Annotated in this window: 17 protein-coding genes, 1 tRNA gene and 1 pseudogene; 2 read left to right on the forward strand and 17 right to left on the reverse strand. The window is 40.9% G+C overall.

All coding sequences use genetic code 11. From position 1 onward, the window contains the following. The 10 genes from ASJ81_RS06965 to ASJ81_RS07010 all read right to left on the reverse strand — a co-directional run bounded on the left by ASJ81_RS06965 (position 1) and on the right by ASJ81_RS07010 (position 5,694). Positions 1-783 (reverse strand): isopentenyl phosphate kinase, encoded by a 783-nt coding sequence (locus ASJ81_RS06965; RefSeq protein ID WP_095643848.1) that lies wholly within the window; start codon positions 781-783, stop codon positions 1-3. A 97-nt stretch (positions 784-880) separates the two neighbouring features. Continuing rightward, positions 881-1,786, reverse strand: coding sequence for a mevalonate kinase (locus ASJ81_RS06970; RefSeq protein WP_095643849.1), 906 nt, complete (start codon positions 1,784-1,786; stop codon positions 881-883). Between the two features lie 433 nt (positions 1,787-2,219). After that, the gene (locus ASJ81_RS06975) at positions 2,220-3,017 is read right to left on the reverse strand and encodes an MEMO1 family protein (protein ID WP_095643850.1); all 798 of its coding nucleotides are present in this window, start codon (positions 3,015-3,017) and stop codon (positions 2,220-2,222) included. 70 nt (positions 3,018-3,087) lie between these two features. Next, a complete protein-coding gene (gene rpsB, locus ASJ81_RS06980; RefSeq protein WP_095643851.1) occupies positions 3,088-3,831 on the reverse strand; it encodes a 30S ribosomal protein S2 in 744 nt (247 codons plus the stop codon). A gap of 67 nt (positions 3,832-3,898) precedes the next feature. Further along, positions 3,899-4,081 (reverse strand): DNA-directed RNA polymerase subunit K, encoded by a 183-nt coding sequence (locus ASJ81_RS06985; protein WP_048108139.1) that lies wholly within the window; start codon positions 4,079-4,081, stop codon positions 3,899-3,901. A gap of 113 nt (positions 4,082-4,194) precedes the next feature. Beyond that, a tRNA-Pro gene (locus ASJ81_RS06990) sits at positions 4,195-4,269 on the reverse strand. Next, on the reverse strand, positions 4,270-4,458 hold the full coding sequence (locus ASJ81_RS06995; protein WP_095643852.1) for a DNA-directed RNA polymerase subunit N: 189 nt from the start codon (positions 4,456-4,458) through the stop codon (positions 4,270-4,272). A 4-nt stretch (positions 4,459-4,462) separates the two neighbouring features. Next, positions 4,463-4,867 (reverse strand): 30S ribosomal protein S9, encoded by a 405-nt coding sequence (locus tag ASJ81_RS07000; protein ID WP_095643853.1) that lies wholly within the window; start codon positions 4,865-4,867, stop codon positions 4,463-4,465. Positions 4,868-4,880: 13 nt separating this feature from the next. Then, positions 4,881-5,303, reverse strand: a complete 423-nt coding sequence (locus ASJ81_RS07005) for a 50S ribosomal protein L13 (RefSeq protein ID WP_095643854.1) — start codon at positions 5,301-5,303, stop codon at positions 4,881-4,883. Between the two features lie 10 nt (positions 5,304-5,313). After that, positions 5,314-5,694, reverse strand: a complete 381-nt coding sequence (locus ASJ81_RS07010) for a 50S ribosomal protein L18e (RefSeq protein ID WP_095643864.1) — start codon at positions 5,692-5,694, stop codon at positions 5,314-5,316. 549 nt (positions 5,695-6,243) lie between these two features. On the opposite strand from ASJ81_RS07010, the gene ASJ81_RS07015 reads away from it, so the two are divergent. Next, complete coding sequence (locus tag ASJ81_RS07015; protein ID WP_095643855.1) at positions 6,244-7,872, forward strand: alpha-keto acid decarboxylase family protein; 1,629 nt, start codon at positions 6,244-6,246, stop codon at positions 7,870-7,872. A 196-nt stretch (positions 7,873-8,068) separates the two neighbouring features. Here the strand turns inward: ASJ81_RS07015 and ASJ81_RS07020 are convergent, their stop codons facing one another. The 4 genes from ASJ81_RS07020 to ASJ81_RS07035 form a co-directional block, all read right to left on the reverse strand. Next, positions 8,069-8,572 carry a DUF2240 family protein gene (locus tag ASJ81_RS07020; protein WP_095643856.1) on the reverse strand — a complete coding sequence of 168 codons (504 nt, stop codon included), beginning with the start codon at positions 8,570-8,572 and terminating at the stop codon, positions 8,069-8,071. A 270-nt stretch (positions 8,573-8,842) separates the two neighbouring features. Then, on the reverse strand, positions 8,843-10,414 hold the full coding sequence (gene serA, locus ASJ81_RS07025; protein ID WP_095643857.1) for a phosphoglycerate dehydrogenase: 1,572 nt from the start codon (positions 10,412-10,414) through the stop codon (positions 8,843-8,845). A 315-nt stretch (positions 10,415-10,729) separates the two neighbouring features. Then, complete coding sequence (locus tag ASJ81_RS07030; protein WP_095643858.1) at positions 10,730-11,599, reverse strand: RPA family protein; 870 nt, start codon at positions 11,597-11,599, stop codon at positions 10,730-10,732. Beyond that, positions 11,592-12,962 (reverse strand): Single-stranded DNA binding protein, encoded by a 1,371-nt coding sequence (locus ASJ81_RS07035; protein WP_095643859.1) that lies wholly within the window; start codon positions 12,960-12,962, stop codon positions 11,592-11,594. Before ASJ81_RS07035 ends, ASJ81_RS07030 begins: the two co-directional genes overlap by 8 nt. A gap of 374 nt (positions 12,963-13,336) precedes the next feature. Between ASJ81_RS07035 and ASJ81_RS07040 the strand changes: the two genes are divergently transcribed. Further along, the gene (locus ASJ81_RS07040; protein ID WP_095643860.1) at positions 13,337-14,464 is read left to right on the forward strand and encodes a right-handed parallel beta-helix repeat-containing protein; all 1,128 of its coding nucleotides are present in this window, start codon (positions 13,337-13,339) and stop codon (positions 14,462-14,464) included. A 187-nt stretch (positions 14,465-14,651) separates the two neighbouring features. Here ASJ81_RS07040 and ASJ81_RS24160 read toward each other — a convergent pair whose 3' ends face one another. The 3 genes and pseudogenes from ASJ81_RS24160 to tnpA form a co-directional block, all read right to left on the reverse strand. Next, positions 14,652-15,941: a PKD domain-containing protein gene (locus tag ASJ81_RS24160; protein WP_275112539.1), complete on the reverse strand. Its 1,290-nt coding sequence runs from the start codon at positions 15,939-15,941 to the stop codon at positions 14,652-14,654. Positions 15,942-17,462: 1,521 nt separating this feature from the next. Then, positions 17,463-19,448 (reverse strand): annotated as a pseudogene (locus ASJ81_RS07050) (PKD domain-containing protein). Between the two features lie 510 nt (positions 19,449-19,958). After that, positions 19,959-20,405 (reverse strand): IS200/IS605 family transposase, encoded by a 447-nt coding sequence (tnpA, locus tag ASJ81_RS07055; protein WP_095643861.1) that lies wholly within the window; start codon positions 20,403-20,405, stop codon positions 19,959-19,961. Between the last annotated feature and the right edge of the window lie 155 nt (positions 20,406-20,560).

The raw sequence follows: 20,560 nt of genomic DNA on the forward strand, positions 1-20,560 counted from the left end.
TCATACCCTTTTGTCCGGACTGATTGTGGTTCCCATAGGCTCCCCGTTTAAGAACCGATATATAGTATCATCTTTTCCGGCATTGAATATATACGATGTGATACAAGACGTTTTGCTGAGTTCCAGAAGTTCCTGAACTTTCCCTAGCATACCGCCGGTAACATCGGTACTTCCTGACCCCCTTATGTAATGCTTGAAATTTTCAAAAGTTTTTGGGGTAATTTCAGGTACGGTTTTTCCGTCATTATCAAGCACTCCATCCTCCGCCGAGCCTAACCCGAGACGGGTAATTTTGAGTTCTTTTGCAAGATAAGGGACTATCTGGTCTCCTGAGAGTACGCACGCTCTGAGTTCAAGATCCATAACAACATCTCCGTGCAAAACCGGAACAAGCCCATTCTCAAGCATGAGCTTTATGTTGTCAAGGTACATACTCTCGATTCGCCCGTTTCTGCAAACCGTACAGCACATCGGATGTACAGCTATAGCCCGGACTCCATGCTCATTTAGAGTGTCTACCACTCTGGATGCAAGTTTCTTGACAGACTCATGTGTTACAATTGCTCCTTCAGGATCAAAAACTTTGCCAAGCTGATATTTTTTAGCGTAGGTGTGCCCAAAAGAACCTGCACCGTGTACAATAATCATTTTTCCCCGGTATTCGGAAACTTCCTTTGCAATTCTCTGAAGGGAATCCTCTCTTACAACCCCTTGATCTGCAGCTTTATCAGTAATGACACTGCCCCCAAGTTTCAGGATAACAGGTTCGGTTGAGACATTCATGCAATATCACTCAATACCTTTTTTAAAATTTCCAGCTTCCTTTATGAATAGCACGAAATTAAGGAATAAAACTCTAAAGAGCTCAGGTTTAAACTACTCATTCTAACCTTAAACCCTGTTCCGTGGGCTTTGTTATGATTGCTTTACCCCCTGCATCTATAATGGCTTCAGCTACTTGTGTACATTTATCAGGTGCTGTAAGGGCAACCATACATCCCCCGCCTCCACCTCCTGTACTCTTTGCTCCGAATGCTCCAGCTCCCCGAGAGGAGTATATTAATTTAGAGAGCTCAAAAGTATTTACACCAAGTGCATCCAGAAGGCCCTGGTTCACATTCATAAGTTTGCCAATTGAAGAGTAATCTCCTGCAAGGAAAAAGGGTTCTGCGGTCTTGGAAATTCTTCCAATGACAACCATTAAAGGCTCTATAAGATGTGGATAACTTTCACGGAGTTTTCTCACATTTATTACAAGCTCTTTTGTAGAAGCGAAAACTCCTGTATCCCCGATAACTATCCCGCAATCAGGCGTCTTCAGCTTCTTCCTATCGGGAACGGTCACGATTCCTCCGAATGTAGAGACATAAGTGTCAGTAGGACTCGCGGCTCCTTGTACCTGAATTTCGATTTCATGTCCCATTTTAGCAATTTCTTCGAGAGAGAGGCCACAGCCAAACATTTCATTGAGCGCACCTATACTTGCAATCGTAACAGCAGCAGATGAACTAAGTCCCGAGCCCACAGGAATCTCAGAATCAACTTTTAGATGAACGCCGTTTATTGACACCATTTCCCTCATTTTCTCAATGACTGCGGAGATATAAGGATGTTTATCAAAATCAATCCCTGTTCGGCCAATTTCCGACTGAATTATTATTGAGTCACATAATTCCACCCTCACATGGGTCCTTAATTCAATTGCACATCCTATTGCAGGTTCTCCGTAGACAACTGCATGTTCTCCGAAAAGATATATTTTCCCGGGGGCAGAACACGAAATCATATTACTCCTCTGAAAGTTACAAATTTGATTGAAGCAGGTAAGAAATGAATTTACTCTTGAAGATGGAATGTTAACTTATTTGAGTGAATAGTAAATTTTTATAAACACATCATCACTTTGTTTCCAAATGCTAAAAATACTTTGTTTTGATGTTTAATCTGTTTTACAAACCTATAATAAGTAGATAACGGTAAAAACCATAAAAAATTTACTTGGGGATTCGTAACTCTCCCTGTACCTTTTAATTAAAAACGAGTATACTTCGTTTTCCGCAGAGTTTTTTTCTACTGCCTGGTGTCCTGGAAGCAATTAAACTTAGCATAATCTTAAACTGAGCAAAATCTTGTAGTTTTTCATCGGAATACAACGATTTTGAGCTTATAAGACTATCAATAACTGAATTTTCATGATACTGGCAATTGCGGGATTTCTCTTACTCCACAACAATTGCGGCATATCCTACAACTGCATCCATATCTCCGGAAACCTCTCCGCTATTTGAGTATTTAAGCAGTTCAGCCCGAGTTGCACCAAGCTTCTTTGAGGCTGTTAGCATCGCAGAAATAGGGCCGTATCCGCATACGGATGCATTTCTTCTATACAACCTTTCATAGATCCCTGAAACATCCAGATTAAGGATAGCTTCTATAATTTCTTCATCCGTTTCCCTTGCAAGGTTTGCAGGCTGATAATGAGTAAAATCGCTGGATGCAATAAAGGTTACTTTCTTCCCACTTTTTGAAACAAGGTTAGCAATAAGGGATCCCACTTCAGTTGCGGTCTCTTCATCCTGCATACCCAGGCAAATAGGAAGAATCCTGAAATCCTGATCGAAGCGGTATTGAAGGAAAGGAAGCTGAACTTCGATCGAATGCTCGTATCGGTGTCCAAGCTCATCCATATCAATAATACTTCCGGATAGTCCTTCTGCAAGTTCTCGATCAACCTCGAGAGATCCCAGAGGAGTTTTCCAAGTATCTATGGATACTGATACCGGAGAACCATATCCCGTATGATTGGGACCAAAAAGGACATATGTGTCGGCTTTGGAAAGAGCTGCATAAACGTGTGCAGCAACTCTCCCTGAATAGACATATCCTGCATGCGGGCAAACTGCTCCCAGGATATCCCTTTCCCGGATCTCCAGACCTTCAAAACATTGCTTAAGTTCTTTCTCCAGATTTTCAGGACGCAGGGGGTAGAACTGCCCTGCAACTGCTGGCTGTCTCATTTATGATCACCCATATAAGATACGGGCTATTTTTATAAATCCTTGCAGTCTGCAGGGTCGCCTTTCGGAATCAGAGAGGTGTTTCGAAGTCAGTTAACTCGTAATTGAAAGGAGTACCGTTAAGCCGGGAGACTTCCCTTGCAAGCAGCCAATAGACAAGGGAAAGAGCTTTTCTACCTTTGTTGTTTGTGGGAATTACAAGATCCACATTTGAAATCAGATTGTTAGTATCGCAGAGCGCTATAACAGGCACTCCGATGCTTGACGCTTCCTTCAGTACCTGCGCATCGCCTGCAGGGTCGGTTACGATCACAACATCAGGCTCAAAGAAACCATGGATCTGTGGGTTTGTAAGTAAGCCTGGGATAAACCTTCCAAGCATTGCTCTTGTGCCCAATGATCTGGAGAACATCCTTGCAGGGTGCTGACCGTACTGCCTTGAAGAAACCACAAGGATTCTTGAAGGATCATAGTGAGACAGCAATTTTGCTGCAACTCTTATTCTTTCGTCCGTTGACTGGATGTCAAGTACATATAATCCGTCAGTTCTGACCCTGTATACGAAACGCATCATATCCTGAGTCTTTTGCTGGGTACCTATGTGAACACCTGCTGCCAGGTATTCGTCAATAGAAACAAGAGATGTAGAACCTTCTTTAGCAGAGGGTTCTTCGTCCTCTGTTTCTACAGGTACAGATCCGGCTTTTGCTGCGGCTTCCTTTTCAGGTGCAGGTTGTGCTTCAGCCATGACATCTTCTTCAGGCAAAGGCTGTTCGTTGTTTTCTTCCTGCCCTGTCTGCTCAATTTCCTCCATAAAGTCACCTCATAATATAGAATCAACAATAAAACACATTCAATATCTGATGTATCCCACTGCGTTTTTAACTGGTTTTACGTTTGACCGTTATAGGAATAACTCCGGCCTTCAACTCTTCAATAGCAAGATTAAGAGGGTCCAGCCGCCCGTCATCTTCAACAAGGACAGGGGCTCCCATTGCAATTTGCAATGCTCTTGCACCTATGATCCGTGCACGCTCGAACCGGGTATATTTTTCCTTGACCAACTGATCACCCTGAAATTTAAAAACGCTCCGATGAATTCCGATAATTGAGAATCATGATAATTTTAATATTTTACATTACGTGCCTTAAAACCAGCACCCTGGAAATAGGGAAATGGGACCGCTGAGATTCGAACTCAGGTTCCGGCGTCCCGAACGCCGAAGGATGGACCAAGCTACCCTACGGTCCCTTACTGGTATGGCGAAAGCACATCAACGAGTTCAACATGACTTAACAACATTCTGCGACAGCAGTAACGGGTGATCCCAAGATCATCCAGCACTGCAGCAGCGTTTTCGCCATCATTGACACGTCTTTTGTACTCATCCCAATAGTTTGAGATTACTTTTCCACATGAGAAACATCGGACTGGGATCATAGTCTTACCTGTAAGATTTCTGGTATTTAGCCCTTGCTCCGGGACCACCGAAGTTCTTTGATTCTTTCTGCCTGGAATCGCTTACAAGTAAATTGCGGTCATAGCTTGCGAAGTTATCTCTGATAATTGTGTCATTTGTCCATTCCACAATACCTCTGGCAACTGCGGTCCTTACCGCATTAGCCTGTCCGATAATTCCGCCACCCCGGACATCTACATTAATATCAAGCCCGGAGACCACTTCATCTCCTGCGATCAGCAGAGGTTCTGAGATCTTCATCATTATAAGCTCTGGTTTATATAGCTCGAGCGGAACTTTGTTGATCCTGACCTTTCCGGTTCCTTTTGTGACTGTTGCACGTGCAGTTGCAGTCTTGTGCTTTCCAGATGAATTAACTACTTTGACCATGAGGACTCACCCTTTAGAATTTTGAACCCATTTTCTGGCTCACTTCACCAAGCTCAATATATTTACTGGAGCTTAGAAGCCTCATATCGGCATCTGCAATTGTGATTGTTTCAGCGCCCTTGAGTTCAGAGGGAACGCCTACATAGACTTTGAGCCTGGACATTGCGTCCCTGCCTCTTGCTCTCTTATAGGGCAACATGCCACGGATAGTCCTCTTAAGGATGCGTTCCGGACGTTTCGGGAAGTAAGGTCCGAATTCGGTAGCACCTCTTTCCCGGGTTTCCCGGTATTCTTTGAGGGTGGTCGCCCTTGAGCCAGAAATTACTGCTTTTTCAGCGTTTACAATATATATCTCTTCGTCTCCTGAAAGCAACTGTTTTGCAACTGTACTTGCAAGACGTCCTAGAATTAACCCATTTGCATCGATAACCGTCATCTTCGACACCTCAGCGGAAAATCCGGATACCGGACCCTTTTGGATTTGCTTCCATTATCTCTTCGAGACTCAGGCACTTGCCACCGGCTTCAGTGATCTTTTCAACTGCAGAGTCACTGAAGGTTAGAGCCGCAACAGTTACAGAGTGGTCAAGGAGACCTGCGCCCAGAACTTTTCCCGGAATAAGCAGAACATCGTCCTCTACCGTGTGCCTGTTAATCTTACTCAAATTCACAGCCGCATAGTTTCTGGACGGCATCTCAAGGCGTTTCGCAATATCCTTCCAGATGGGGGCAGTGTTTGTACTTGCCCTATCTTTCAGGGTAAGAATCAGGGAAACGATTCTTGGATTTGTTTTTCTTGTCAGTTTTACTAGTGATTTTTTACCCAATGTATGTTCCTCCGCAAGATTCGTATAAATCTCACTTACGCGGAAAAAAAATTCCCTATCGCGTTCGAACATCACTATAACTGCCCCTTTGGAATCTGAATCCAAAAGCAGCAAATTTAAAGAACAAGCGATTAGTTGGAATTGGTATGATGTGAATAACATTTCTAGTACATAAAGATTATGTGTATCATTAGTTCCATTTGCAAGGATTCCAAACAATAATCTTATTTTGTCTCTAATATTTTTCTATCTCTGTTTACTAATAACCTCAATCTTCGTTTTACTTATCAATTATAAAACTTGTTTTCGGAGTTAATCGATATAGATAGGATTATTAGAAAGAGAAAGAAATCCTATTTTTATAATATTAGATGAATTATACTACATGGGGAATGATCAGTGTTGAGGAAGAGGGAAATCTCGCATAGAATTAGTATCCGATCTATGAACAGGCTGCAAACGAACTTAAACTTCTTTATAGGTGGCATTAATAATTACTGCGCACGGTACGAAATATGAAATAAGCGAATGGGAGCGGGTGATGCTATTATGCCAACAGTTATTCAATACCTTCTGGACAGATTAAAGCAACTGGGAATAAGGGATGTTTTCGGCGTGCCAGGAGACTTTGCATTTCCTATCAACAACGCCATATGTGACGATAAAGAGCTCCACTGGATAGGCTGCTGCAATGAACTGAATGCTGCTTATGCCGCTGATGGGTATGCTCGTATTAAAGGTATGTCAGCACTATCTACTACTTTTGGCGTAGGTGAACTTTCCACGCTATGCGGTATAGCAGGCTCTTACGCGGAGTACGATCTCATATTCCACATTGTCGGAATGCCTAAAATGCAGGCACAGAAGAGACACGATATAGTACATCACTCGCTTGGCGACGGAGAATCCAGCGTATTTATGGAGATGGCTGCGCCAGTAGTATGTGCGAGTACAATGCTTACTCCGGAAAACTGCGTTCAAGAAGTAGAGCGCGTTATCGAAACAGGCCTGGAGAACCGCCGTCCTGTTTATATTGCAATACCTCACGACTATGTGAACGCAAAAATCTCATCATTTAATGCGCCTGCAAGAAAACCTGTAAAAAGCGATCCTGCAACTCTTGAAGAAGTAGTCTCGATTATTGAAGGTAAACTATCTAATTCAAAGCAAGCCTGTATTATGCCGGGTTTTCTTGTTGACCGTTTTGGCATCAAGGATCTGGCTATGGCTGTTATTAATGTATCGGGATTGCCTTATGTTACTATGGCGCTGGATAAATCCGTGCTTGACGAGACTAATCCCTCCTACCTGGGATTATATATGGGACAACTTATCAATCCTGAAATCCGGGAGTTTGTGGAGTCCTGCGACTGTATACTTGCCATAGGTACTATCCCTTCTGATGTTAACATGGGAATGTTCACAGCAAAGCTGGATAAATCCCGAATTATCAATATCATGCCTTCCAGTGTTCATATAGGGCGTACTGATTACATCAATGTGAAAATGCTTGATGTACTGGAGGAACTTACCAGAAGGCTTAACAAGCGTACCGATATCAGAGGACCTTTGGCCAGACGTCCCGCAATTCCACGGGTAAATGCTGAGGACCCAATAACAGCTGACTATTTATACTCTAAATACGCCGAGTTTTTTAAGCCCGATGACATAATCGTGGCTGACTCAACCTCATCCTTTTACGGGTTACTGCCTTTATTTTTGCCGAAAGGAGTTAAGTTCCAAAACCAGATACTCTGGGGAGCAATTGGCTGGGCTACTCCCGCTTCCTTTGGCACTGCACTGGCTGCACCTGACCGGCGAGTAATTCTTATAACTGGCGAAGGATCACATCAGATGACTGCTCAGGAAATAAGCCAATTTTACCGCTATGGTCTAAAGCCTATTATCTTCGTGCTGAATAATCAAGGCTACCTGATCGAAAAAATGCTATCTAAAAAATTAGATTACTGCTACAATGACCTTGCAGAGTGGCAATATTATAAATTGCCAGAAGTATTAGGTCGCAATGAGTGGATTACAAAAAAGGTTACTACCTGTGAGGAACTTGATAAGGTCATGAAAGAGCTGGATAATGCTAAAACGGGTGCATACATAGAAGTAGTTACACCGAAATTATCGGCTCCTCCGCTTATGGAAACGATCCACAAAAATTTATAAAAAAGTATAATTTAATTTTATTAAAAAGTTATAAGAAGTTGTTCTCTCAGGTAACCCTTCTTCGATATGTTTGAATAAAATAGAACTTCTTGAAAGAACTGCGACTTCTCTTCTTTATAAGCAGTTGCAGATATCTATTCTTCTTTATAAGTAGTTGCAGATATCTGTTCTTTTTATAAGTAGTTGTGGAAATCCATTAGTAAGATATACTAAGTACTGACCTCGAAACTCTGTCATAAATTACCGAAATATCGCATCCGAATTTTTTTGCTACAATAAGTGCCACAACTCTAATGTCCACAAGGTAGGAAAGCCGGTCCTGCATGAAATTAATCTCTGAAACCAACTTTTGCCGGTTTACCTCAATATCTGCAGAGACAAATTCCAGAACCTGCTCGAAGGAAATTTCTTCTTTTATCGGCACTTTTTCTCCAGAACTGCCCGGATTTTCAAGAAAATTCTCCGACGGCTTGAAAGCATGCGGAAGCCGAATACTTTCCACATCAAAACCAGGCACAAGAACCCCATCTTTAAACACGAGAAGACCTGCTTCAAGGGCTTTTTCCTTTACTTTTGAGGCAATTTTCGGGGGAAACCACTTCAGGTCAAAAGCCAGGGAATACTCAAAATCCTTCTCCGAAAGAGAAGCTGCAAGAGTTTTTTTAAAAGGAACGGAGACTACACGTTTAAGTTCTTCCATTAACTGCACCCATAAAAATTGATCTGGCAAGGAGAGTGTAATAATATTGAGAGTATAATGTTTTAAGTGTATAATATTGTTGAAGGTATACTATCATTGAGGGAATAATGTTGAAAATATAATATTATTGTGAATGTAATGAAAAGTTTAACGTAAAGAAGTATACAGAATCAAGAAATTCGAAATAAATACTCAAAAATTTAAAGTCTCCGGCCCAGGATTTTCTATCCTGAACTTCTGCCGGAGTAAAGTCTTCCTGATAATGGAAGTTTAGAGTGTCACAAGTTTGGCATCAAGGATTCCATCGACTTTCCGGACTTCCTCAAGGATTGGGTTAGAGACTTCAGAATCTACGTTCAGAACCATCATGGTCACGCCCCCAATTTCGGACCTGCCAACCTGCATACCTGAGATATTGATATTGTTTTTACCGAGCACCAGACAGCATGGTCCGATAACATTGGGCCTGTTGATATGTTTGGCAAAAATCATATGGCCTGCAGGGAAGATATCTACTCTATCGTCATCGACTACGACGATCTTTGGTTCGTCTCCGACAACAGTGCCTGCAACCAGCTTTGTCTGGCCGTTGCTGCTAAGTTTGATACTGATAGTTGAAGAGTATTCCTCAGAAGATTCGGATTTGCTTTCCACGACTGCAATCATTCTGGATTTTGCAAGGATAGGAGCATTGACATAGTTGACTCCGGAACCGAGCGCCATCTCAAGCAGCCCTTTAAGAGCCGAGACTGTAAGAGGCCGTGTGTCCTTTCCTGAAATCTCTCCGTTGTATCCGATTTCGACTTTTTCATAGTTTCCGTCTACGAGCTGCCCTGCAATCTTGCCCATAATCTCCGAAAGCCTGATGTAAGGGGCAAGAACTGCCATAGCTTCCGGCTTTACTGAGGGTATATTGATTGCGTTCTTTGCAGGCCCACCTGTTAGGACGGATGTTACTTCCTTTGCAATGTCTACTGCCACATTGACCTGAGCTTCCTGTGTGGAGGCACCAAGATGAGGAGTTGTTATAACGTTGTCATAATTAAGGAGAGGACTGTTAAAAGGAGGCTCCTCGACGAAAACGTCTATTGCTGCGCCGCCCACTTTTCCGCTTTCAAGAGCTTTTGCCAGGGCTTCTTCGCTGATAATGCCGCCGCGGGCGCAGTTAATAATTCTGACGCCGGGTTTCATCAGGGCAAACTGCTCCTCATCAAGAATATTTTTGGTTTCTTTAATAAGAGGCGTGTGCACTGTGATATAATCAGCTGCTTTTGCGATTTCGTTAACTGTAGCGAGCTTGACTCCAAGCTCGACAGCCCGCTTTTCGGAAATAAAAGGATCATACCCCATAAGGTTCATCTCAAGCCCTGAAGCCCTTTTTGCGACTTCGGAACCGATTCTTCCGAGACCTATAATTCCCAGGGTCTTGCCTTTGACCTCAACCCCAGTGAACTTATTGCGTTTCCACTCCCTGGCTTTCAGGGAAGCATTTGCCTGGGGGATGTTCCTGGACATTGACATCATCATGGCAATTGTGTGCTCTGCTGCCGAAATCATATTGCCTTCGGGAGAGTTAGCCACAATAATGCCTTTCTTTGTAGCTGCATCCACATCAACATTGTCAATTCCGACCCCGGCTCTCCCGATGATTTTCAGGTTGTCGGCAGCTTCGATAATCTTCTGGGTGACCTGGGTGCCGCTGCGTATTACAAGAGCATCGTAATCCTTAATTTTTTTCACCAGCTCCTCTTCGGAAAGCCCGGTGGAAACATCAACCGTAAAGTGTTCTTTTAGAATCTCCAAACCTTCATTGGAGAGTGAGTCGCTGACCAATACTTTCATGTCAATTTCTCCAAGTAATACAATAAACATGAGATATTAAATTTTAACAGAGAATACCAATTAACCTAATTGCACTTAAGCGTTATCACACACATAAAGAGCTAATCCCTTCTAATTTCATCTATACTACAAGTTTTCTTCCCTGCACTATTTCCTACAAGTCTTATTATTTTTGATCTTTGGTTACCTTACAAATCTTATTATTCCTATCTTAAATTACCCTACCAGTCATATTATTCCTATCTTAAATTACCCTACCAGTCATATTATTCCTATCTTAAATTACCCTACCAGTCATATTATTCCTATCTTAAATTACCCTACCAGTCTTATTATTCCTATCTTAGGTTCGTAACACTGCCCGCCTGCAAGCAGGAAGCGAATAACCTCTTCTACAACCTGCTCAGAAATTCCCCGGGAGGCTGCAGCATCCATAAAAGCTGCGTAATCGATTCCTTTGGTCCCACCCATTTCCCTGAGCAATTCGAGCACGAATTCTTTCTGGTCAGCTTTAGCATCAGCACTATCTTCTGAGTCCAAATCCAGAGTTTTGAGGCCTTCCCTGATGGAATACTTAAGTAGTTTTGCAAACTCATCAGGAGAGCGTTCCCGTTCAAGCGCAATTACAATCCCTTCCGTAAGCTCGGAAGAAATGCCTTTCTCCAGAAGGTATTCCCGAAGTTTCTCCCCATGATATCCACTGGTCAGAGCATCCGAGAAAGCTTCAAGCCTTTCAACGGTCTGTTCTGCGGTATCCACAACCCATCTGTTGCGGATTTCCTCATCCACTATATTTACCTCTTCAGCCCGAATAGAAATAAAAACCGATCCGGGTTCGGGTTCGTAGGTTCTGGCTTTTCCTGTAAGGGCAATGAAAGCAGGAACCTGTACCGTTGAAAAGAAGATCGAAGCCTCAGACTGGTATTGCCCTGCGTATACCGTAAAAGCCCCTGTGGGATCAACTATTCTCGCCTTCCACATCTCACTCTGGGTTCCGATATTATCAAGTTCTGTGACTACTCCAACTACAAAAACACGATTGAGAATGAGTCCCACAGGGCTAATAAGCAGGTTTGGAGTTTTTGAATCTGCCGCTTCCGAGTCCGAACGCTCGAGTTTTTCAAGTTCTCTGCAGGCTTCGAATTCTCTTGCAAAAACTCTTTTTGCAACCTCTCGTTTAAGCAAGTTCAATTCCCCCCCCGGAAACCTGTGAATTTTTATCCTGCCCGTCCTCTTCATCCTGCCCGAGCCTGCGAAGGAGGTCAACTACCCTCACCGCAAGGTCCTCTTCAGGTACCCAGGCGTTTTCAGCTACAAAAGAAATCCCAAATTCACTTCTTGAAGAGTTTCCGCGTACTGCAAGATAGCGGCCTGTAAGAAAACGCCTTAAATCTTCATAGACTGCATCTTTAGAGACATCCGAGAACATTAGCTGTTCGGCTTCTTCAAGAGTTTTTCCATAGATAATTTCCGCAAGCTCCCTTGGAAACATAACTGACACGGAACCTGTTCCGTCATCCAGTACGGCTTTGATCCGCATGTCCCATATGCCTTCTACCTTCCCGTGCACCCTGCAGTTTCCTTTCTGAATTACACGGCTGCACTCAGGGCAACGGGAGATAATGCCTGAACCGGGCCTTATTGAAACCAGATTGCCTGCTACGGACACGTCAAACACGCTGTCTCTCGAATTTATCTCTTCGATTTTGATTGGGACAGGATCTTTTGCTGCGGATTCGAAGGTGAATGCAAGTTTTCCGGCTTCTTCCGACCCTACTGAAGAAATTTTTGTGCCACTCAGGATACTTACCGACGGCATTCCCCTGAACATTCGCACCTGAGCTCCCTCAATTCGAATAATGCTCCCAATATCAATGCCAACCAGCTCAATCCAGGCCGTAAAAGGCAGCCTGCCGGTCTCGTCCGCAAACACGCCTGAGATCACTCTGGACTGGTGCCCCTTTGTAAGGACTTCCCTGTAGGAAAGCTGAAGCACGCAGGCTACAGTATCTACGGAAAAATCCGCAGTCCCTATGTCAGTTAACTTTTTTTTCTGGCTTGCTGAAAGTTCGGACATGGGAGGAAGCGAAGAGTCCAAAATTTTCGACACAGGAGACTGTTCCCCTATAGAAAGCCTGATCCGGTTTTGCCAGATCCGGACATAGGCGTTTTTGATGTTGATCACATCCCCAATAGAACCTGGCAGCTCTCTCCAGGAAGAAAACAGGACAGAACCGGTTTCGTCTGCAAGAACTCCGGTATAAAGCCTGGAAGGTTTTTCCTGAGTCCCTGCCTGCTGGCGGATTGGTTTTTCCCCAAGGTCCAGAATCCTGCCAGTAAGCTCAAAGTTCTTAATATTAGCAGACAGATCCTTTACTTTCAAAGTTTTTCTTTTTCCTCCGAACTTGCGGAGGATGCTCTCTTTTGCGACATCAGGCGGGACACGAAAAGCAATGAGTTTCTCAAACTCTGCCCTTATGCCAGTTTTTTCAAGGTCTCCAAGCGCCCTGGTTAACTCTTCAAGGAGGAGCGCAATCTTCTCATCCATTTTTAGGCCTCCGTTCGAGACGATAATAAAACAATAAAATTTCAGTGTAATATCGGGTTCTACAGTATTTAAGGCTTTAACTGAAGATAAGGCTTTGACTGAAGATAAGGCTTTAACTGAAGATAAGGCTTTGACTGAAGATTAATTTCCTTTATCGTAGAGGATATTGAACTATTATTTAAGGATAGCTGTTTATAATTTTTGATTTCCAAAGATATATTAATTTCAGGATAAAATTACTTTCCTGGCGAGTATTGAGAAAATTTTTACTAAAAACCAGTAAAAAACCTAAAAAAGGAAGGCTTTCCTTTTTCTAAAGAGTTGAACCCTGACTAAAGAAAACGGAAGCTTCAAAATGTAAAGGAAGAACCAGTATGAGAAAAATAAACAGACAGAATTTCAGAACTTTTAAGCTGACGGCGCTTGCGATTACTCTGGCAGTTCTCTGTACCTGCTCTACCTCCTCGGCCTCGACTTTAAGAGTAAGTTCGACAAATGAAGGAGACTATATTTCGATACAAGCCGCAATTGATGAAGCAGAAGTCGGAGACACTATTTATGTAAGCCCTGGAACCTATGTTGAAAATCTCAAAATAAATAAGCAAGTCCAGATCTGGTCGGAGTCAAGAAAGCCAGAAGACACAGTGATAAGGGAAGCTGATCCTACGAAAAACACTATTGAAATCAGCGTAGATAGAGCATCTTTTAGCGGGTTTGCCATTGAGGGTTCGGAAAAAGCAGGGATCTTGCTTACAGGAGTCAAAAGCTGCTATATTAACAACAACAGAGTTCAGGGAGCCAAAGATGGCATTCTTCTCAAAGGTTCTGGCAGCAATACCATAAGCAATAATCTCGTTACCCTTGACGAGAAAGGAATAAGGCTCGAAAGCTCAAACTCAAATGACATTGTCGACAATATAATTGCCTATAATTATGGTCCGGGAATCGCTCTTGAGTTAAGCAGCAAGAACTATATATACAACAATTACTTCAAAAACGACGAAAATGTCGAAGAAAAAGTCGTAAATGCTGAAAATATCTGGCAAAGCCCCCTCAAAATAAGAGAGAATATCATCCGGGGTCCTTACATCGGAGGGAATTTCTGGGCCGACCTTGAAGGTAAAGGTTACAGCGAAACCGGTGTGGACGAAAATAGCAATGGAATTTGCGATACCTCATATAACATCACAGGCGGAGGAACCGATAATTACCCACTATCCCCAAAAGTCCCAAATGCTGTTAAAGCCATTGAAAGCAATCTGAACGCCAGTGCTTATGAGCAGGGCCTGGCCGACAGGGAGAAAGCAACCAGTTCAGGAATTACTGTAAATAAAACCGAAGAAGCTACAGAAACGTCAGTCGAAAATGCCACCTATGAAAACACTACTGACGAAAATGCTACCAATGAAGAGGATTCAGAAGAAAAAGAATCACCTGGACCTGGACCTGGAGTTTTGGGGCTAGCTATAGGAGCAGCCTATTTCCTGAGGCGAAACAGATGAAGAAGAGAGAAAGCTAAGATATAAAATAGAGAGATATGAGAAAATAAGAGTAATGAAAAAAACTGAACATTTAACAGTTTACGCGTGAGATTCAGGGGGTTAAGAAGGTTCTGTTCACAAAACTCTATTTTCACTTAGTTTGTGTTCCTGTACTCTTGTCAATAAAAACGACATTTATTGGTGTTTTTCATGAGGGAGATTTTGCAGAGATTGCAGCAGTCGGTTTTTCTATTATTTTTATATAGTTTGTATTTGTTACCGTACTACTGCCTGCAGCATTCGTTACTGTTAAGGTTACAGTATATGTTCCTGCTTTTGAATACTTATGAATGGGATTCTGCTGGGTTGAAGTTGTCCCGTCTCCAAAATTCCATTTCCATTTGGTAGGTGTTCCTGTGCTTGTATCAGTGAAGACGATATTTATTGGTGCTTTTCCTGATGTAACACTACTGGTGAAACTTGCAACAGGAAGTACTGGGACAGAACCTATAAACTGCCCGAACGCAACAGGCTCTTTTCCTACTTTTACTATATTTGTAACCTTATTTGTGGCTGTATTAATTACGGAAACAGCGCCGCTTGCTTCTTTCGCCACATATACGTTAGTTCCGTCTGGGCTGAAAGCAATTCCTAAAGGATAACTTCCTACATTCACTGTTGCTGTAACCTTGTTTGTGACTGTATCAATCACAGAAAAAGTACCATCTCCATAGTTTGTCACATATGCTTTTGTTCCTGCTGGATTTACTGCAACTCCCCATGGATATTTTCCTACAGTCACCGTGGCAGCAACCTTATTTTTTGCGGTATCAATTACAGAGACGTCGTGTTCGTTTGTCACATATACCTTTGTTCCTGCTGGATTAATTGCAACTCCGGTAGGGAGATTTCCTACAGTTATCGTGGCTGTAACCTTGTTTGTTGCTGTGTCAATAACAGAGACAGTGTTATCGAGAGTGTTCGCCACATATACTTTTGTTCCAGCCGGATTTACTGCAACTCCACAAGAATAATTTCCTACTTTTACTGTAGCTGTAACCTTGTCGCTTGCAGTGTCAATTACCGAGACACTTCTGCTACCTTCGTTTGCCACATATACCTTTGTTCCGGCCGGGTTAATTGCAACTCCCCATGGATGCTTCCCTACATGTATTGTGGCTGTAACCTTGTTTGTTTTGGTGTCAATTACCGAGATAACGCCGCTTACTTCTTTTGACACATACACTTTTGTTCCGGCAGGATTGATTGCAACTCCGTAAGGATATTTTCCTACACTTACCGTAGCTGTAACCTTGTTTATTGCAAGGTCAATTACAGAGACAGTGGTGCTGCCGCTATTTGTAACGTAGGCGTATCCAGCCGTGTTAGAAGTAATTTGTGCAGTAGCTGCCGATGTAATAGATAATGTTAAAATTAAAAATAAAACAATAGTTGTTGAAGCTAAAGCTACTGAACACAGTTTTTTGTTCATTTTCATTGTCTTACTCCTTGTGTTTTATCCTACATCCAGCAGGTAAATTGTTTTGCAAGTTTTCTCATGGATAGCATTTTTGTGGAAATTTGCATTCAATCTCATCCAAAAGACTGCAAAAGTGGCCTGTCACTCCTTTTTATTGTGATGATTGGGCAATATGTTAACACATGTTAAATACAGGACGAATTAATAGGGGCGTTTGAAAAGCACTATCCTGACATCCTCTTCATTTAAGGGAAAATATTCTAACCAAAAACTTAGAATAATTTTTCACATATTTTGAAAGTTAAACTGATTTCTTAATGTATTTTTAGTCTTAATGCATTTTTATACTCGAGTAAATTTTTAAACTTTCAATAAATATATGAGATCTACTTTTTCCCTTACAGTTTGAGTAGGATACCTATCCTGAAAAATACCCAAATATTAGTGTCGACCTGTCGAATACAGGTTTTATTGCTCTAAAACTCAGTTCCAAAATCTAGTGCCGAGTCAATCATCAAGAATTCAACGATTCCGAAGAATTCCCATCGGTTTTATATGACATTTTACGGTTGACGCGACACTAGTAGTTTCTTCATTTTTGATTTTGTAGAAGACCTATCTAAATAAGTTTCAATAGGTTCTGAAATAAATATGTAAAAGTATGTCAGCTAGTTCAGTTTAAACAACTGGAGATTCTTAACTTCAGAAGATTTCTACATAACCATATTTTTAATTAACAGATTGAACTGGAGTTCATAAACTCATGAAAATCGGGATGTAGCTATAGGTAATTTGCAGATTTAGTATAAAATTTCTTAAATGACAAATCTCTTTAGTTCAATTTTAATAGCATTCTGTCTTAGTTAGTCAACCGTCGGTACTTATATCGTTTCCACATTCTCTATACAAAAGAAACATTATAGGGATTCTTGTTATATCGATTGTAGGTTAGATCTTGCATAGTAGGAGCTTAGTTATTTTGTTCCATAATTATAAATTCATTCTATATTTAGATTTTTTATATTAAAAAGTTTCCAATCCATGTCCAAAAACTTCTTTTTTGGTTACAATTTTTGTTTGATGTTGCATGACGTAGTTTTATACCATAAAATTAAAAGTCCGGCTTAATTTGCAAGAAAAACCTGATTTTTGGTCCATTCAACTAATTGTAAATCAAATGTAACTTTAATAGGGTCCTTTTAAGTTCATTAAAGAAGAAAAATGAAATATAGAAATTTTTAGCTGGATAGAGCCATGTAAGAAAGCATTTACAAGATGTAAGATAAAAAATATCTTAATGGAGTTGTAATCTTAGAAGCAATAATGAGGTTAAGTGAAGTTTTGGGATAGCCTCTATAATAAACTCAGTATCCTTATCTCTTTTTAACTCGACTGCTTCGGGTATATTAAAAAATAAAGGAGTTTTGAGAAATATAGCAACATTTTAACTAGTTCGTGAGTTTACTATGTTTCCTCAATTGATTCATGAGTTTATTATATTGTTTACTTACGATAATATATTCAAAAATCGTTTTAGTATTAACTGCCTTTAGCATTCTTTACTGTTAAGCTGACAGTATATTTTCCTGCTTTACTGTATTTATGTGCAGGACTCTTAGATGTTGAATAGGTTCCGTCTCCAAAGCTCCATTTCCATGAAGTTGGACTATTGCTGCTTTTGTCAGTAAACTCAGGACTCTTAGATGTTGAATAGGTTCCGTCTCCAAAGCTCCATTTCCATGAAGTTGGACTATTGCTGCTTTTGTCAGTAAACTACACATTCAGTAGAGCTTTTCCTGAGAGTGGGAAACCCAAGAAATATGTAACAGAAGCCTGTTAAGTTCCTGTCACTGTGATATAACTTGATTTTGTTGCCGTGTTGCTGCCTGCAGAATTGGTTACTGTCAGTGTTACCGTGTATTTTCCTGCAGCTGAATACTTATGTGTTGGGTTCTGCAAGGTTGAACTTGTTCCGTCTCCAAAAGTCCATTTCCATTTAACTGGTGCTCCTGTGCTTGTATCAGTAAATTTAACGTTTAATGGAACTTTTCCTGAGGTAGGAGATGCAGAAAATGCAGCAACTGGTTTTACTATGACTTTTATATATTCAGTTTTTGTTACTGTATTGCTGCCTGTAGCACCGCTTACCGTAAGTACAACCGTATAACTTCCTGCGGCTGAATACTTATGAGTCGGGTTCTGTTGGGTTGAACTTGTTCCGTCTCCAAAACTCCATTTCCATTTGGTCGGTGCTCCTGTGCTTGTGTCAGTAAAAGTAACAGTTAAAGGTGCTTTTCCTGAGGTAGGTTTCGCAGAGAAGTTTGCAACCGGTTTTGTTACCACTTTTATATAATCTGATTTTGTTAATGTATTACTACCTGCTGAATTAGTTACTATAAGTACAACTGCATAATTTCCGGCTTTAGAATACTTATGCGTTGGATTCTGCAAGGTTGAGGAGGTCCCATCTCCAAAAGTCCATTTCCATTTAGTTGGTGTTCCTGTGCTTGTGTCATTAAATCTGACACTCAAAGGTGCGGTTCCTGAGGTTGGAGATGCAGAAAATGCAGCAACAGGCTCTATCGATCCGGGTTTATAGACAACTAGAGAAAGGTCGTCAGAATAGATACTGCCTGTTATGCTTTTATAAGCTGAGTCCGAGATTCCGTCCCTGTTTACATCTGTTGCGGTATTGGAAAATCCTGTACCATCAGGTTTTCCCCAGAAGTTGCCTCCTATATATGGTCCGCCTACAATGTTAGTACCTGCGGTTTTTTTGGTGTTATAGACATTTCCGATTCCGTTTGTAATAGTCATATTAGTGTCATTGAAGTAATTATTGTAAATCTGATTATTGTCGCTTCTGGGACAGACATAAAGCCCATAAACACTATTATCTTCAATAGTATTGTCTGAGAATGTGTTGCCGTCAGAGTTGCCAATATGAGTACCGCGACCGTTACCAAAAGCCGTATTTCCTGAAAGGATATTGTCCATTGCAGTTCCAAGCACAATTCCAAAATCTGTGTTGCTTATAGCCATATTCTTTGAAAATTTATTCCCTGTAGAACGCAGGAAATAGATTCCATAACAGTTGTTCATAAGTTTGTTGTTCTCAATTATGCAGTTGCTGCATGAAGACAGACGGATTCCTGCATAACCGGATCTTGCTCCCATAATCTTAAACCCAGTTACTTTTATGTTGCTTCCCTGCAGGAGGAACACATCGACTCCTGAACGTTTGACCATAATAGTTGTATCATCAGGGTTTCCGGATTCTGACCGGATTGTAAGATTATTTTTATTTACGTTGATATTTTCGGCATAGGTTCCGGGTTTTACAGTAATTATATCGCCTGAAGACGAATTATTTACAGCTTTTTGAATAGAATCTCCTGGCTGCACTATAATCTCAGCTGCAGCTCCGAGACCGGATATAAACAGTAAAATTAAAAAAGTAACTACCAGAGAGGTTAACGTTTTTATTCCAATTCCTCCATTTACTAAAAAAGTCTTAAATAAAATTTATATTGTAACTAAGCAAATGTTTACAATGAGCGCTCATTTGAATACACGAATGTAGAGTATGCTTTTATTCAAAGAATTAATCTACCTGATCCAAAATTTTTCAGATAAAATCACTTTAGCTTGAAGAAAATGAACATAGATTAATATAAATATTCTCATTATCTTTTATTTTTTAAAAAAGTTGTGAACAATCAAAAACTTTCTTAGTTTTAATTTACTTTTAAGACATTATTTCAGCTATACACTACAATTAAACATTCAATTTTAGTTTAATTCATGCATTTTTTGTCTGGGAATTTCAGCTTAATTTACAAGATAGATAGTAAATTAGTCTCAAATAATCTCAGAAGCAAGTATTAATTTCGAAGTACAGTTCAAAATTAGGAGTAAAAATAAGTTAAGAGAAACTGGATATAAGAATTTAATTAAAGAAATCAAAGTTGCGCTGGCGCACCCCGCTGCAAGCAACGGGGTATGTCCGCGCCAGCGCTCTGGTTGTAATGGTTACTAAAAATCGATTATTTTCATTTGCTGGTATGCTTCTTTTTCTTCTTGGTTTCCCTGATTTTTAATATAGCTTTTGATTACATCGGAAGTTGTTCCATCTCCTACGGTTCCAATATATCCTCCATCACTCCACAATTCTCCACCCCAAAGCTGTTTTTTAATTTCAGGATACTTTTTGAAGATTTGTCTTGCTGTAATGCTTTTTATAATTTGCATTACTCTTGAAGGAGAATATTTTGGCTCAGCACCAACAAAAAGATGGATGTGATCACCATCAGTACCAATTGCATCAAACTCAAAACAGTATCTTTCACCAATCTCAAAGCATATGGTTTTCAAAAAGCTAACGATTTCAGTATCTAAAAGAATTTTTTTCCGATATTTCATACAAAAAACCATGTGATATCTAATTTTAAAGACACAGTGGTTTGCATACCTGAGTTCCATTTACAGTAAAAATGCAGTTAAAAATATAAAGCAATTATTTAACAACGGTTACCGGGGAAGTTTTCCATCCCCGCAGCAAGCTAGCGGGGTATTCGACTGAAATAAAAATGCAGTTAAAAATATAAAGCAATTATTTAACAACGGTTACCGGGGAG

Origin of the sequence: Methanosarcina spelaei, assembly GCF_002287235.1 — an archaeon.
GTDB lineage: Archaea > Halobacteriota > Methanosarcinia > Methanosarcinales > Methanosarcinaceae > Methanosarcina > Methanosarcina spelaei.